We start from the raw sequence: 15,032 nt of genomic DNA, 5'->3' as shown, positions 1-15,032 counted from the left end.
CCCGGCTGAGGCCCGCCGTCACGACCTGCCGGGTAGCGGGGTGCCGGTGGCAGCCGCCCGGTCCGTCGCGGTGTCCCCGGACGAGACCCCGCGGCGCCCCAGCAGCATCCACAGCGAGGCGAACGCGAGCCCGAGGCCACCGACCGGTCCGGCGAGCCCCGGCACGCCGGTGAGTATGTACCCCGCCGCGATCAGCAGCACCAGAGCCCCGAGCAGCGTCCCGAGGATGCGCGAGGCCGACCGCTCGAACCAGGCCATGGCGGCGAGCGCGGCCAGCGACACGAGCACACCGAACCACGGGATGAACGCGCCGAAGTCGGTGAGCGCGTAGAACACCAGCAGACCCTCGTCGCCGAAACTGCCGAACTCCGGGCCGCCGTGGCCGTACAGCCCGAGCGTGCCCTTCCAGGCGTAGCCGAACGTGAGCCCGGCGGCCGAGGTCACGAGCCCCGCGGAGAACACGCGCGCCGCGACCGAGGTGGATCCGCGTTCGACGCGCACGCGCCAGGAGCCCTGCAGTACCAGGAGGCAGGCCACGGCCGCGAAGCCGAGCAGGAACCCGATCTTGTTGGCCACGGGGTCGAGCCCCGCCATGTCTTGGGCCGCTGCGGAGAGGATGCCACCGCGGGCGTAGTCGGCCTCCGACCACGGCCGCACGTCGAACACCACGGTGGCGGTGACGCCGAGGAGCCCGGCGGCAACGCCCCAGAGCAGCCACAGTCGGCCGCCGCGGCGGGTGGGGGGTCGGTGTCCGCGGGGGCGGGTGGCGGTGTCGGTCATGGGTGGCTCCTGTTCGCTCGAGGCGCCCGGACGGACGCACCGTCACTCTGCGCCGTCCCGCGTCCCGGGAACGAGGGTCGTCGATCACGGATCCGCGGGCGATCGACCGGGCGGCGGGGAGGGCGACCGGTCAGGCCGACGCGACGGGCGCCGACGCCTGCCGCTCCCGCGCGTCCTCCACGTCCTGCCCGGAGAGGAGCCCGGGGAGCCCGCGGCCGCGACGCGTGGTGAACAGCAGCACGACCGCCACGGGGTAGAGCACCGACGAGATCAGGTCGAACGGGAAGCCGAGCAGGGCGAGCGCGCCGATGCCGCCGATGCCGCCCGCCCACCGCAGCAGGCGCGCGAGCATCATCGGCAGGCGCGAGCCGGTGTAGCGCAGCTGCACCGCGACATCGCCGACCGAGCGACCGGTGACGAGGATCAGAACGAGCCACAGGCCCGAGGCGGCCACCGTGCTCACCAGCTCCGACGCAGCGCCGTCGAGCACCGCCGCCCGGTCGTCCACGACGTACGCGAGCCAGAGCTGCACGGTCACGGCGACGACAGCGCTCACGAAGAAGTACGCCAGACCGTCGCACAGCATCGCCAGGGCCCGGCGTCCGCGCGTGACCGGGCGCGGCTGATCCGCATCCGCGGCGGCGCGCGAGCCGCGCAGGGCGCGCGGCACGACGAGTGCGAGCGTGCAGCCCACGACCGCGCCGATCGTGTTGGTCATCAGGTCGCCGACGTCGAAGAACCGGTACGCGCACGGGTACAGTCCCCACACGCCGGTCAGCTGCGTGGTCTCGACCAGCAGCGAGAGCCCGAGACCGGCGAGCAGGGCGACCACGACCCCGCGGCCGGCCAGCACCCGCACGAACGCCCCGAGCGGGAGGAACAGCAGCACGTTGAAGGCGAGCTGCAGGAACGCCGGGTGACGCAACGGCTGGGGAGACGCGAACGCGCGCTGCAGATCGTGCACGACCGACATCGGGTCGATGATCGCGCCGACGCAGCGGATCGTGTCGGGGTCGGGCAGCGGCAGCAGCGTGTACGTCCAGATCGCCCAGAAGTAGATCAGGGCGCCGAGCCACAGCATCGTCCGTCCGAAGCTGAGCCTCCCGCGGCGGCGGTAGCTGATCGCGACGAACGGCACGAACAGCACGATGCCGACGGCCATTCCGATCGCGATCGCGATGACACCCAGAACGACCTGCTCCCCCATGGAGAACAAGGCTACGCGGTGCCCGTAAGGATTCCGTCAGGGTGCGGAATGCGACCGTAGGGATTCCGTAAGGATCTTGTGAGGGCGCCGCGCGCGGGCGTAGTGTCGCCGGACGTGTCAGAAGAAACCCGACTCGGCGCGGACGCGCCGCCGCGAGCGAAGCGCATCCTCATCGGCGACCCGCTGACGAGCGAGCAGGTCGACGAGCAGCTGCTCCCCAAGCGCATGGCGCTGCCGATCTTCGCCTCCGACGCACTGAGCTCGGTGGCCTATGCGCCGCAGGAGCTCGTGATGATCCTGCTGATCGGCGGGCTCACGTTCCTGTCGTTCACGCCGCTCGTCGCGATCGCCGTCGTGGTGCTGCTGCTCGTGGTGGTGCTCAGCTACCGTCAGCTCATCAAGGCCTACCCCTCGGGCGGCGGAGACTACGAGGTCGCGTCGAAGAACCTCGGCGAGATCCCCGGCGTGATCGTGGCGGCGGCACTTCTGGTCGACTACGTGCTGACCGTCGCGGTGTCGGTCGCCTCGGGCGTGGACAACATCATCTCGGCCGTGCCGGGGCTCGACCCCTTCCGCGTCGAGCTCGCGGTGGGCTTCGTGATCCTCATCATCATCGTGAACCTGCGCGGCGTGCGCGAGGCGTCGCTGGTGTTCGCGATCCCGACGTACGTGTTCATCGGCTCGGTCGGCATCATGATCGTCACGGGCCTGATCCGCACGGTCTTCGGCGACGCCCCCGTCGCGTCCAGCGCGGACTTCAGCGTGCAGGCGGAGAGCCTGAGCCAGGCGGCCGTCATCCTCCTCATCCTGCGCGCGTTCTCGAGCGGATGCTCCGCGCTCACGGGTGTCGAGGCCGTGTCGAACGGCGTGCCCGCGTTCCGGGCGCCCAAGGTGCGCAACGCCCAGTCCACGCTCGTGCTCATGGGCACCATCGCGATCTGCCTGTTCTCCGGCCTCACCGCCCTCGCGCTCATCACGGGCGTGCACTACGCCGAGAACCCGTGCGACCTGATCGGCTTCGACTGCACCACGCCGCAGCCGAGCCTGATGGCGCAGATCGCGGCCGCGACGTTCGGCGGCGGCAGCATCCCCTTCTTCATCGTGCAGGCCGCGACCGCGTGCGTGCTGCTGCTCGCGGCGAACACGGCCTTCAACGGCTTCCCGCTGCTGGGCGCGGTGCTCGCGCGCGACGGCTACGCCCCCAAGTCGCTCAACACCCGCGGCGACCGCCTGGTGTTCTCGAACGGCATGATCCTGCTCGGCATCGCGGCGATCGCGGTGCTGGTGGTGTTCCAGGCCCGGCTGACGACGCTGATCCAGCTGTACATCATCGGGGTGTTCGTGTCGTTCTCGCTCGGGCAGATCGGCATGGTGCGCCACTGGCGGCGCGTGCTGCGAGAACCGGCCGCGGGACCGCGAGACGGCACAGCGGCGACCGACCGCCGCTCGGCGAAGGTGGGCCTGCTGATCAACTCGGCCGGGGCGACCCTCACGGTGCTGGTGCTGGTCATCGTGACCATCACCAAGTTCACGCACGGCGCCTACCTGGTGTTCTTCGCGATCCCGGTGCTCGCGTTCCTCATGATCGGCGTGAAGCGGTACTACCGCGACGTGGAGCACGAGATCGCGATCGACGACACCACCCGCTTCGGGGCGTCGGGCGACGTCGCGATCGTGCTCGTGAACCATCTGCAGAAGCCGGTCATGAAGGCCATCGACTACGCGATCGCCGCCAAGCACGACAAGACGCTCGCGGTGCACGTGGCCGTGTCGGCAGACGACGCGGCGGCGCTCCAGCGCGAGTGGGCCGAGCACCTCGTGCCGGTGCCCCTCGTGATCGTCGAGTCGCCGTACCGCTCGTTCGCGCAGCCGGTGACGCAGTTCATCCGCCAGTACCGCGAGAAGCACGGCTCCTCGGTCGTGACCGTGTATCTGCCGCAGTACATCGTGGGCCACTGGTGGGAGTCGTTCCTGCACAACCGGCGGGCACGTCGACTCGCGAACCAGCTCATGCTGGTGCACGGCGTCTCGATCACCCTGGTGCCGTGGCTGCTCGACTCGTCCGAGCTCATCTACGGTCGCCGCTCCCGCCCGCTACCGGGCCAGGAGCGTGCCGGTCGCCCGGTCGTGGTGTCGGGCCGCCGCGCCCACCGCCCCGCCGGTCCCCCCTCGGCGGAGTGAGTCCGGCGGGTTCCGCGCGCGCCGGCTCGGCCGAGACCGCCGGGTCGAGGCCGCACCTGCCATGCTCCATGGCAGTCATTTCGGATCATAATGTCGTCATATGAGGTAGTCTGGAGGGTGAGATGAGCGCGCGCACTGCCCAGGGGAGAAGAACGATGTATCTCGTGCTGGCTCTCGCCGTGATCAGCGCCGCCGGGAACGCGGTGGTCTACGAGTTCCTCCCCGGGGAGAATCCGATCTTCCTGCTCAACGTCGCGATCTCCCTGCTCGTCGCGGTCGCCCTGCTGGCCCCCGCGCTGCGCCGGAAGCTCTGGCCGCGGAAGTGAAGAGTCAGGACCCATCGACGACGGCGCCGAGGATGCCCGCGGCCTCGGCATACCGGGAGGGATCGGCGTTCGCGTAGGTGAGTCGCACGTACGCACCCGCGGGCTCCGCCGGAAACCACTCTCCGCCCGGGGCGATGAGCAGCCCGCGGAGCTCGCACTCCCGCACGACCCGGCCGACGTCCGTCCCCTCCGGCAGCCGCGCCCACAGGTTCAGGCCGCCCGCCGGCACGTTCTCCACCGTCACCCCTGGTGCGTGCGCTGCGAGGCTCGACACCAGCAGGTCACGGCGCGTGCGCAGCTGTTCGCGGAATCCGCGCAGGTGCGTGCGCCAGGCCGGCTGCGTCACCACGTCGAGCGCCGCGGCCTGCAGCAGCCCGCTCACGTACATGCCCTCGGCAGCCCGGTCCACGAGGATCCGCTCGCGCGCCGGGCCTCGGGCGATGACCGCCGCCACGCGCAGCGCGGGCGAGACGCTCTTGGTGAGCGAGCGCACGTACACCACGTGTCCGTCGTCGTCGGCCGCGGCGAGGGGATGCGCGTCGGCGTCGATGCCGAGGTCGTGCGCCCAGTCGTCCTCGATGAGGAACGCCCCGTGCCGCCGCACGATCTCGAGCACCGCCTCCCCCGTCGCGGCGGACCAGCGTGCACCGCTCGGATTCGCGAACGTCGGCTGGGCGTAGAACGCCCGCGCTCCCGACCGCGCGAACGCCCGCTCCACCTCGTCCGGGTCGGGACCGGCCGGTCCGGAGGGGATCGGCACCAGTGCGACCCCCGCCTGCTCCGCCGCCAGGAGCGCCCCCCAATACGTGGGCGACTCGATCAGCAGCGGTCGCCCGGTGCCCACGACGGCCCGGAAGATCGAGCTGAGACCGCTCTGGCTGCCGGCCACGACCAGCGCGTCCCTGGGCGAGGGTGCGGCGATGCCGGAGGGGACGGTCGCCGCCAGCTCCGCGGCGAACCACGCCTGGAGCTCGGGGAGACCGGCCGCCGGGGAGCGCGTCACCGCGGCGGGGGTGCGCGACGCCCGGACGAGCGCCTGCCGAACCAGGCGCTCCGGCAGCAGCTCGAGCGAGGGATAGCCCGAGTGCAGACCGATGACGTCCGGGGCGGCGGTGCGCTGGGTCGCGGAGAGACCTGAGGAGCGCATGGGGGCGGGGCCGAGCGCGGCGGTCTGCCAGCTGTGGTCCAGCGCTCTGGGGGCCCGCGCGGCCCGGACGAACGTGCCGACCCCCGGCCGCGTGTCGATCAGACCGCTGCGCGCGAGCTGCTGCACGGCGCGCTGCACCGTGACCGGGCTCGCCCCGTACTCGGCGACGAGCGCGCGACTGGACGGGAGCCGGGCACCGGGTGCGGCCGACGCCACCCAGGCCCGCAGTCCACGGACGATGCGCTCGGTGCTATCCTGACCCATGAGAGAACAGAGTAGCGCTACTGCCCTTCGTTCGACAGCGCTATCCAGATATGCAGGACCAGCCTGGGGGCTCCTCGGGGTCATCGCCTTCTCGTTCACGCTGCCCTTCACCCGCGTCGCGATCGGCGGGTTGTCGCCCCTGTTCATCGGTTCGGCCCGGGCCGTGGTCGCCGCCGTCCTCGCCGCGATCGTGCTCGCCGCGTTTCGCGCCTCACCGCCCTCCGCCCGGCAGTGGGCACGGCTCGCGGTCGTCGCGAGCGGAGTGATCGCCGGGTTTCCGCTCCTGACCTCGTTCGCGCTCACCACGGCCCCTGCGAGTCACGCCGCGGTGGTGATCGGCCTGCTCCCGGCCGCGACCGCCGTCGCCGTCGTGGTGCGAACCGGAGAGCGGCCGGCGCGGTCGTTCTGGGCCTTCGCAGCCGTGGGCGCCCTGGCCGCGGTCGGCTTCGCTGCTCTGCAGGGCGGGGGACTCGGCACCCTCCACGTCGCCGACCTGCTGCTCTTCGGGGCCGTGCTCGCCGCGGCCGTCGGCTACGCGGAGGGCGGCCTGCTCGCGCGCGAGCTCGGGTCGTGGCAGACGATCTCCTGGGCGCTCGTGCTCGCCGCTCCCCCGATGGCCGCGCTCGCCGTCGTCGCCGCGGTCGCGCAGCCGCCCGCCGCGACACCCGTGCAGTGGCTCGCGTTCGCCTATCTCGCCGCGGTCAGCATGTTCCTCGGCTTCTTCGCCTGGTACCGCGGACTCGCGATCGGGCCGATGGCGCAGGTGAGCCAGATCCAGCTCGTGCAGCCGGTGATGGGTATCGCGTGGGCGGGGCTGCTGCTGCACGAGCAGATCGGCTGGCCCACGGTCGCGGGAGGACTGGCCGTGATCGCCTGCGCGGCCCTCGCCGTACGCACCCGGCAGTCCGGGGCCGCGCGGCGCGGAGCCCGCCCTAGGCTGAGGGCATGACCGAAGGCGTTCCCTGGCCCGTCCGCACCCCCCGGCTGCAGCTGCGTCCGTGCACCCCCGACGATCTCGACGCGATGTGGGGGTGGCGACGCCTGCCCGAGGTGAACCGCTGGCTGGGCCTCGCGCCCGACACGATCGAGGCGTTCCGCGAGCGCCACCTCGAGCCCGCCCGACTGGCGTCGCTGTACCTGATCGAGCGCCTGCCCGAGCACGAGGGTGACGCCCCCACCCCCATCGGCGACCTCATGATCCGCATCGAGGACGCCTGGGCGCAGCTCGAGGTCGCCGAGCGCGCCAAGGGCGTGGAGGCCGAGCTCGGCTGGGTGCTCGACCCCGCCTCCACGGGCCGCGGCTATGCGACCGAGGCGGTGCGGGCGGCGATCGAGGTGTGCTTCGGCCCGCTCGGCCTGCGCCGCGTGCACGCCGGCTGCTTCGCCGACAACGAACCCTCCTGGCGGCTCATGGAGCGGCTCGGCATGCGCCGGGAGGAACACAGCCGCAAGACCGCCCTGCACCGCTCCGGCGAGTGGCTCGACGGCATGAACTACGGTCTGCTCGCCGAGGAGTGGCCGGTAGGGAGCTGACCCCCGGCACTAGCCGGCGACGAGGGCCAGGACGGCGACCGCGGCGATCACCGTGGGCACCGCCGCCACCGTCCCCCACAGCATGAAGCGGCTCCAGCGGATCTCCACGCCGAGCGCGGTGATGCGGTGGTGCCACAGCAGCGTCGCGAGCGAGGCCCACGGCGTGATCAGCGGGCCGAGGTTCACGCCGATCAGCAGCGCCATGAGCGCGACGGGGTCGCCCGCCGCGGGCTCGAGCACGAGGTAGGCGGGAAGGTTGTTGATGGCGTTGGCGCTCACGGCACCGAGCGCCGCGAGCCGCAGGAGGTCACCGAACCCGTCGCCCGTGATCGGCGCGGTGAGCACGTCGAGCGCACCCCGCGCGTGCAGCGTCTCCACCAGCACGAACAGCGCGGCGGCCAGCGCGACCGCCTGCCAGGGCACCAGTCCCCACCGCAGAGCCCTGCGCCGCCGCACCGCGAACACCGCCACGAGCGCGACCGCGGCGACCGTCGCCGGGATCCACACGTCGTGGCTCAGGGCGAGCGCGGGCATGAGCACCACGAGCACGCCCGTCGCGGTCCAGAACAGCACCGGATCGGCGGGGCGCCGGGGCGGGGGCGTGCGGTAGCGCGAGAACACGGTGCGCCGGTGCACGAGGGTGAGCAGCAGCACGGGGACGAGGATGCCGACGAGGGTCGGCGCCCAGCTCAGCGCGACGAACGCGGCGGGCCCGTCGCCGATCTGCCGCGCCGCGAGCAGGTTCGTGAGGTTCGACACCGGGAGGGCCAGCGAGGCCGTGTTCGCGAGCCAGACGGTCGCCAGCGCGAACGGGATCGGCGGGACACCGATGCTCTGCGCGAGCACCACCACCACGGGCGTGACGATCACCGCCGTCGTGTCGAGCGAGAGGAAGACCGTGCTCACCACGGCGAGCGCGATCACGAGCAGCCACAGCAGCGCCACCCTGCCTCGACCCCACCGGGCGAGCCGCTGCGAGACCACGTCGAACACCGCCGCGTCCCGCGCGAGCTCCGCGACGATCGTGATCGCGACGACGAAGCCCAGCACCGGCGCGGTCCGCAGTCCGAGCGCCTCGGCGTCGGCGCCCGGCAGCAGCCCCGTGACCACGCAGACCGCCGCGACCGCGACGAGGGCGAGCACCAGCACGGCCCCTGGCCTGATCCGGTGCGCGCGCGTCCCCACCTCGCGAGCATAGGGCCGACCGTGAGAAAGCCGCATGCATCGGCGGACGTGGCGTAGGGGAACCGTGAGGATCGACGGAGGCGGCGACGCCCGGGAGTTGGATCGGGGTCGTGCTCGACATCATCTACCTCGCGCTGACCCTCGCGCTGTTCGCCCTCGTGTCCCTCGTCGCGAAGGCGGTGGACCGCGCATGATCGTGTTCGAGATCATCGCCGCGGTGCTGGCCGTCGCCGCGATCGTGTACCTCGTCGTCGCCCTGGTCGCCCCGGAGCGGTTCTGATGGACGCGACGATCCTGTTCGGGGTGCTCCAGGTCGCGGCCGTCGTGGTCGTGCTCGTGCTGCTCTACCGCCCCCTCGGCGACTACATCGCCCACGTCTACACCTCCGCGAAGGACCTGCGGGTGGAGCGTGGGCTGTACCGCGTGATCGGGGTCGACCCGCGCTCGGAGCAGACCTGGCGCGCGTACGCCCGGAGCGTGCTGCTGTTCTCGCTCGTGGGGCTCGTGCTCGTCTACGCGCTGCAGCGGCTGCAGGCGTTCCTGCCGGAGTCGCTCGGGCTCCCCGCCGTGCCCGAGGGCCTCGCGTTCAACACGGCCGCGTCGTTCGTCGCGAACACGAACTGGCAGTCGTACTCGCCCGAGCAGACCATGGGCTACACCGTGCAGCTGGCCGGCCTCACGGTGCAGAACTTCGTGTCGGCGGCGGTCGGCCTCACGGTCGCGATCGCGCTGGTGCGGGGTCTGTCCCGCCGCGGCTCCGCGACGATCGGCAACTTCTGGGTCGACCTGACCCGCGGGCTCGGGCGGCTGCTGCTGCCGCTCGCCCTGATCGGCGCGGTCGCCCTGCTGGCCGGCGGCGTGATCCAGAACTTCGCAGGCTTCACCGACGTGACCACGGTGTCCGGGGGCGCGCAGACGATCCCCGGCGGACCCGTCGCGTCGCAGGAGGCCATCAAGCTGCTCGGCACGAACGGCGGCGGCTTCTTCAACGCGAACTCCGCCCACCCGTTCGAGAACCCCACCGGGTGGACGAACCTGATCGAGGTGCTGCTGATCCTGGTGATCCCGTTCGCGCTGCCCCGCACGTACGGCCGCCTGGTGGGCGACCACCGCCAGGGCTACGCGATCGTCGCCGTGATGGGCACGATCTTCCTCGCCTCGACGGTCGCCCTCTCGGCACTGGAGCTCGCCGGCCGGGGCGCCGCACCCGAGCTCGCGGGAGCCGCGATGGAGGGCAAGGAGCTGCGCTTCGGGATCCTCGGTTCGACGCTGTTCGGCAGTGCCAGCACGCTCACCTCGACGGGCGCCGTCAACTCGATGCACGACTCGTACACGGCGCTCGGCGGCATGATGCCGATGCTGAACATGATGCTCGGCGAGGTCGCCCCCGGCGGGGTGGGCTCGGGGCTGTACGGCATGCTGGTGCTCGCGATCGTCGCGGTCTTCGTGGGCGGGCTGCTGGTCGGCCGCACGCCGGAGTGGCTCGGCAAGCGCATCGGCCCGCGGGAGATGACGCTCGCGAGCCTGTACATCCTCGTGGTCCCGGTGCTCGTCCTCGGCGGCACGGCCCTGAGCTTCGCGATCCCCGGCATCCGGGACGACGTGGAGTCCACGAGCATCCTCAACCCGGGCGTGCACGGCATGAGCGAGGTGCTGTACGCCTTCACCTCGGCCGCGAACAACAACGGCTCCGCCTTCGCGGGGCTCACCGCGAACACCCCGTGGTTCAACACGGCCCTGGGCGTGGCGATGCTGCTCGGCCGCTTCCTGCCGATCGTGCTGGTGCTCGCGCTCGCCGGGTCGTTCGCGGCGCAGGAGCGCATCCCCGCCACGACCGGGACCCTGCCCACCCACCGGCCGCAGTTCGTCGGCCTGCTCCTCACGGTGACCGTCGTGGTCACCGCCCTCACCTACTTCCCCGTGCTCGCACTGGGACCGCTCGCCGAAGGACTCTGACATGACCCTCCTCACCACGCCGTCCGCGCCCGAGAGCGCCACGGCCCCCGCCCCCGCTGCGACACCGCGGTCGTTCGGCTGGTCGCAGCTCGTGCAGGCGCTGCCCGGCGCCGTCCGCAAGCTCAACCCCGCCACGCTCGTGCGCAACCCCGTGATGCTGCTCGTCTGGGTGGGTGCGGCCTTCACGACCGTGCTCGCGATCGCGGAGCCCTTCCTGGGCGGACCGGCCGACTCCGGTGGCTCGCCCGTGCCGCTCGCGTTCACGTGGGGCATCGCGGTGTGGCTGTGGCTCACGGTGCTGTTCGCGAACGTGGCCGAGTCGGTCGCGGAGGGCCGGGGCAAGGCGCAGGCCGCGAGCCTGCGCAAGACCCGCACCAGCACGATGGCCCGCCGCGTGGTGCGCCACGATCCCGCGGCGGATCCCGCGGCCGAGCGCGCCGAGACCGTGGAGGTGTCGTCGGCGGAGCTGCAGCGCGACGACGTCGTGATCGTGACCGCGGGCGAGCTGATCCCGGGCGACGGCGACATCGTGGCGGGGATCGCGACCGTCGACGAGTCGGCGATCACGGGCGAGAGCGCCCCGGTCATCCGCGAGTCCGGCGGCGACCGCAGCGCCGTCACGGGCGGCACCCGGGTGCTGTCGGACCGCATCGTGGTGCGCATCACGTCGAAGCCCGGTGAGACCTTCGTCGACCGCATGATCGCGCTGGTCGAGGGCGCGAGCCGTCAGCGCACCCCGAACGAGATCGCGTTGAACATCCTCCTCGCGAGCCTGTCGATCGTGTTCGTCGTGGTCGTGCTGGCGCTGAACCCGATCGCCTCGTACGCCGCCTCCCCGGTGAGCATCCCGGTGCTGATCGCCCTGCTCGTGTGCCTCATCCCGACCACGATCGGCGCGCTGCTGTCGGCCATCGGCATCGCCGGCATGGACCGCCTCGTGCAGCGCAACGTGCTGGCGATGTCGGGCCGCGCGGTCGAGGCCGCGGGAGACGTGACCACGCTTCTGCTCGACAAGACAGGCACGATCACGTACGGCAACCGCCGCGCGCACGAGGTGCTGCCGCTGTCGGGCGTCGACGCGGAGGAGCTGCTGCGGGTGGCCGCCCTGTCGTCCCTGGCCGACCCCACGCCCGAGGGCGCCTCGATCGTCGAGCTGGCCACCGCGCGCGGCCTCCGGGTCGAGGCACCGGAGGACGCCGTGGTCGTGCCCTTCACCGCGCAGACCCGCATGAGCGGGCTCGACCTCTCCGACGGCACCGAGATCCGCAAGGGCGCCGGCTCCGCGGTGTCGGCCTGGCTGGGCCGCGGGACCGACGCCGAGCTGACCTCCCTCACCGACGGTGTCGCGAGCAGCGGCGGCACACCCCTGGTCGTGGCGGTGCGCGCCACCGGCGAGGACGGGCGCGTGCTGGGCGTCGTGCACCTCAAGGACATCGTGAAGGACGGCCTGCGCGAGCGCTTCGACGAGCTGCGCAGCATGGGCATCCGCACGGTCATGATCACCGGCGACAACCCACTCACCGCGAAGGCCATCGCCGCGGAGGCCGGGGTCGACGACTTCCTCGCCGAGGCCACCCCCGAGGACAAGCTCGATCTCATCCGCCGCGAGCAGCAGGGCGGGCGGCTGGTCGCGATGACCGGCGACGGCACCAACGACGCCCCCGCGCTGGCGCAGGCGGACGTGGGCGTGGCGATGAACACGGGCACGTCGGCGGCGAAGGAGGCGGGGAACATGGTCGACCTGGACTCCGACCCGACCAAGCTCATCGACATCGTGCGCATCGGCAAGCAGCTCCTCATCACGCGCGGCGCGCTGACCACGTTCTCGCTCGCGAACGACATCGCCAAGTACTTCGCGATCATCCCGGCGATGTTCATGGGGGTGTTCCCGGGGCTCGCGGCGCTCAACATCATGCAGCTGCACTCGCCCGCGTCTGCGGTCACGAGCGCGATCATCTTCAACGCGATCGTGATCGTCTTCCTCATCCCGCTCGCCCTGCGCGGGGTGGCCTACCGCCCCGCGAGCGCCTCGCAGATCCTGCAGCGCAACCTGCTCGTCTACGGCCTCGGCGGCGTGATCGCGCCGTTCCTCGGCATCAAGCTCATCGACCTCGTCGTGAGCCTCCTCCCCGGCTTCTGACCCCCGCGCGAAAGGCACACCATGTCCTCCACCACCCGCACCACGATGCGCACCGCCGGGGTCGCCGTCCGCGCGATGCTCGTGCTCACCCTCGTCCTCGGCGTCGGCTACACCCTGCTCGTCACCGGCATCGGCCAGCTGCTGCTCCCCGCGCAGGCGAACGGCTCGATGCTGCCCGACGACCGCGGCAGCGCCCTGATCGGACAGTTCTTCACCGACGCCGACGGCGAGGCCCTGCCGCAGTACTTCCAGTCGCGCCCGTCCGCGGCGGGCGACGGCTACGACGGCACCGCCTCGGGCGGCAGCAACCTCGGACCGGAGAACCCCGACCTGGTCGCGACGATCGCCGAGCGCACGGCCGAGGTCGCGGAGCGCGAGGGTGTCGACCCGTCCCTGGTGCCCGCCGACGCCGTGACCGCCTCCGGCTCCGGTCTCGACCCGCACATCAGCGTCGCCTATGCCCTGCTGCAGGTGCCGCGGGTGGCCGCCGCGCGCGACCTGCCCGAGGACGAGGTGCGTGCGCTCGTGGAGTCTAGGATTCAAGGGCGGGACCTGGGGTTCCTCGGCGAGGAGCGGATCAACGTCGCCGAACTCAACCTCGCACTGGACGACCGGGAGGGTGAATGAGCGCAGCGCGCACGGATCGCCCGCCGGAGCACCAGCGCCGGGGGCGCCTGCGCGTGCTCCTGGGCGCCGCCCCCGGGGTGGGCAAGACGTTCGAGATGCTCGCGGAGGGGCGGCGCCTGTTCGACGAGGGCCGCGACGTGGTGATCGCGGTCGTGGAGACCCACGGCCGGGCGGCCACCGCGGCCCTCACCGCCGGGCTCCCCGAGGTTCCGCGACGCGTGGACGAGCACCGCGGGGTGGTGCTGACCGAGCTCGACCTGGACGCCGTGCTCGACCGCGCACCGGAGATCGCCCTGGTCGACGAGCTCGCGCACACGAACATCCCCGGCTCGCGCCACCCCAAGCGCTGGCAGGACGTGGAGGAGCTGCTGCGGGCGGGCATCGACGTGGTGACCACGGTCAACGTGCAGCACATCGAGTCGCTGAACGCCGTGGTGGAGAAGATCACCGGCATCGCGCAGCAGGAGACCATCCCGGATGCCGTGGTGCGTGCAGCCGACGAGGTCGAGGTGGTCGACCTCGCCCCGCAGACCCTGCGCGACCGGCTGTCGGCGGGCCTGGTGTATCCCGCGGAGCGGATCGACGCGGCACTGTCGAACTACTTCCGTCTGGGCAACCTCACCGCGCTGCGCGAACTCGCACTGCTGTGGCTCGCCGACGAGGTCGACAGCGCGCTGCGCAGCTACCGCGCCGAGCAGGGCATCGAGGGCTCCTGGCAGGCGCGCGAGCGGGTGGTCGTCGCGCTGACGGGCGGCCCGGAGGGCGAGACGCTGCTGCGCCGCGGAGCCCGCATCGCCGCACGGTCGGCCGGGGGCGAGCTGCTCGCGGTGCACGTGACCGCCCAGGACGGCCTGCGCGGCGAGACCCCGGGCGCCCTGGCTGCACAGCGCGCGCTCGTGGAGTCCCTCGGCGGCACGTACCACCAGGTGGTCGGCGACGACATCCCCGGCACGCTCGTGGAGTTCGCCCAGGGTGCCGACGCCACGCAGCTCGTGATCGGCGTGAGCCGCCGCGGCCGCCTGACGGCCGCGCTGACCGGACCGGGCATCGGCTCCGAGGTGATCCGGCGTTCGGGCGACATCGACGTGCACATCGTGACCCACGCGGCCGCGGGCGGGCGACTCGCGCTGCCCCGCATCACCGGCGGGGCGCTGGGGTGGCGGCGCCAGGCGCTCGGTTTCGGCGTCGCGCTCGTGTTCGGCCCCCTGCTGTCGTGGCTCATGTTCACCTTCCGCAGCCCGGAGTCGATCACCGCCGAGGTGCTCGCGTATCAGCTGCTCGTGGTCGTGGTGGCGCTGATCGGCGGCATCCGCCCCGCGGTGTTCGCCGCCGTGCTGTCGGGCATCACGCTCGACTTCCTGTTCGTGGCACCGCTGTTCACGATCACGATCGCGCATCCGCTGCACGCCCTCGCGCTCTCGCTCTACGTGGTCATCGCGATCCTGGTGAGCATCATCGTGGATCAGGCCGCCCGCCGGGCGAGGACGGCGCAGCGCGCGACGGCCGAGGCGGAGCTGCTGGCGGCGGTCGCGGGCAACGTGCTCCGCGGCGACAACGCCGTGCTGGCGCTCGTGAGCCGCACACGGGAGGCCTTCGGGCTCAGCGGCGTCCGGCTGCTCACGCCCGACGGGCAGGTGCTCGCCAGCGACGGCGAGCCGGTGCCGGACGGCCGCGCCACGACCATCC

Annotated in this window: 13 protein-coding genes; 9 read left to right on the top strand and 4 right to left on the bottom strand. The window is 72.3% G+C overall.

Annotated elements, in window-relative coordinates:
• Nucleotides 1–18: 18 nt before the first annotated feature.
• Complete coding sequence (locus tag DW309_RS11125) at nt 19–780, bottom strand: phosphatidylglycerol lysyltransferase domain-containing protein (RefSeq protein ID WP_136045414.1); 762 nt, start codon at nt 778–780, stop codon at nt 19–21.
• 130 nt (nt 781–910) lie between these two features.
• The gene (locus tag DW309_RS11120) at nt 911–1,987 is read right to left on the bottom strand and encodes a VanZ family protein (protein WP_136045413.1); all 1,077 of its coding nucleotides are present in this window, start codon (nt 1,985–1,987) and stop codon (nt 911–913) included.
• Nucleotides 1,988–2,212: 225 nt separating this feature from the next.
• Between DW309_RS11120 and DW309_RS11115 the strand changes: the two genes are divergently transcribed.
• Both DW309_RS11115 and DW309_RS19580 read left to right on the top strand, forming a co-directional pair.
• Nucleotides 2,213–4,168, top strand: coding sequence for an APC family permease (locus DW309_RS11115; protein ID WP_407665467.1), 1,956 nt, complete (start codon nt 2,213–2,215; stop codon nt 4,166–4,168).
• Between the two features lie 122 nt (nt 4,169–4,290).
• Nucleotides 4,291–4,494: a hypothetical protein gene (locus DW309_RS19580; protein ID WP_168387250.1), complete on the top strand. Its 204-nt coding sequence runs from the start codon at nt 4,291–4,293 to the stop codon at nt 4,492–4,494.
• Nucleotides 4,495–4,498: 4 nt separating this feature from the next.
• Here DW309_RS19580 and DW309_RS11110 read toward each other — a convergent pair whose 3' ends face one another.
• On the bottom strand, nt 4,499–5,905 hold the full coding sequence (locus DW309_RS11110) for an aminotransferase-like domain-containing protein (protein WP_136045412.1): 1,407 nt from the start codon (nt 5,903–5,905) through the stop codon (nt 4,499–4,501).
• Here DW309_RS11110 and DW309_RS11105 point away from each other — a divergent pair.
• Together DW309_RS11105 and DW309_RS11100 are read left to right on the top strand one after the other, a co-directional pair.
• Nucleotides 5,904–6,854: a DMT family transporter gene (locus tag DW309_RS11105; protein WP_136045411.1), complete on the top strand. Its 951-nt coding sequence runs from the start codon at nt 5,904–5,906 to the stop codon at nt 6,852–6,854. The genes DW309_RS11110 and DW309_RS11105 overlap by 2 nt on opposite strands.
• Complete coding sequence (locus tag DW309_RS11100) at nt 6,851–7,438, top strand: GNAT family N-acetyltransferase (RefSeq protein ID WP_136032747.1); 588 nt, start codon at nt 6,851–6,853, stop codon at nt 7,436–7,438. The genes DW309_RS11105 and DW309_RS11100 overlap by 4 nt, the downstream gene beginning before the upstream one ends.
• A gap of 9 nt (nt 7,439–7,447) precedes the next feature.
• On the opposite strand, the gene DW309_RS11095 is transcribed toward DW309_RS11100, so the two are convergent.
• Nucleotides 7,448–8,623 carry an SLC13 family permease gene (locus tag DW309_RS11095; RefSeq protein WP_240753188.1) on the bottom strand — a complete coding sequence of 392 codons (1,176 nt, stop codon included), beginning with the start codon at nt 8,621–8,623 and terminating at the stop codon, nt 7,448–7,450.
• A 190-nt stretch (nt 8,624–8,813) separates the two neighbouring features.
• On the opposite strand from DW309_RS11095, the gene DW309_RS11090 reads away from it, so the two are divergent.
• From DW309_RS11090 to DW309_RS11070, 5 genes are all read left to right on the top strand, one after another.
• Nucleotides 8,814–8,903, top strand: a complete 90-nt coding sequence (locus tag DW309_RS11090; protein WP_136032743.1) for a potassium-transporting ATPase subunit F — start codon at nt 8,814–8,816, stop codon at nt 8,901–8,903.
• The gene (gene kdpA / locus DW309_RS11085) at nt 8,903–10,579 is read left to right on the top strand and encodes a potassium-transporting ATPase subunit KdpA (RefSeq protein ID WP_136045409.1); all 1,677 of its coding nucleotides are present in this window, start codon (nt 8,903–8,905) and stop codon (nt 10,577–10,579) included. Before DW309_RS11090 ends, kdpA begins: the two co-directional genes overlap by 1 nt.
• A gap of 1 nt (nt 10,580) precedes the next feature.
• Nucleotides 10,581–12,719 carry a potassium-transporting ATPase subunit KdpB gene (kdpB, locus tag DW309_RS11080; protein ID WP_136045408.1) on the top strand — a complete coding sequence of 713 codons (2,139 nt, stop codon included), beginning with the start codon at nt 10,581–10,583 and terminating at the stop codon, nt 12,717–12,719.
• 21 nt (nt 12,720–12,740) lie between these two features.
• Nucleotides 12,741–13,346, top strand: coding sequence for a potassium-transporting ATPase subunit KdpC (gene kdpC / locus DW309_RS11075; protein ID WP_136045407.1), 606 nt, complete (start codon nt 12,741–12,743; stop codon nt 13,344–13,346).
• A partial coding sequence (locus DW309_RS11070; RefSeq protein ID WP_136045406.1) for a sensor histidine kinase occupies nt 13,343–15,032 on the top strand: 1,690 nt, incomplete at its 3' end. The genes kdpC and DW309_RS11070, both read left to right, overlap by 4 nt.

It is taken from the genome of Microbacterium sp. K41 (assembly GCF_004794395.1).
Taxonomy (GTDB): domain Bacteria; phylum Actinomycetota; class Actinomycetes; order Actinomycetales; family Microbacteriaceae; genus Microbacterium; species Microbacterium sufflavum.
This window is presented reverse-complemented; position numbering and strand designations above follow the sequence as displayed.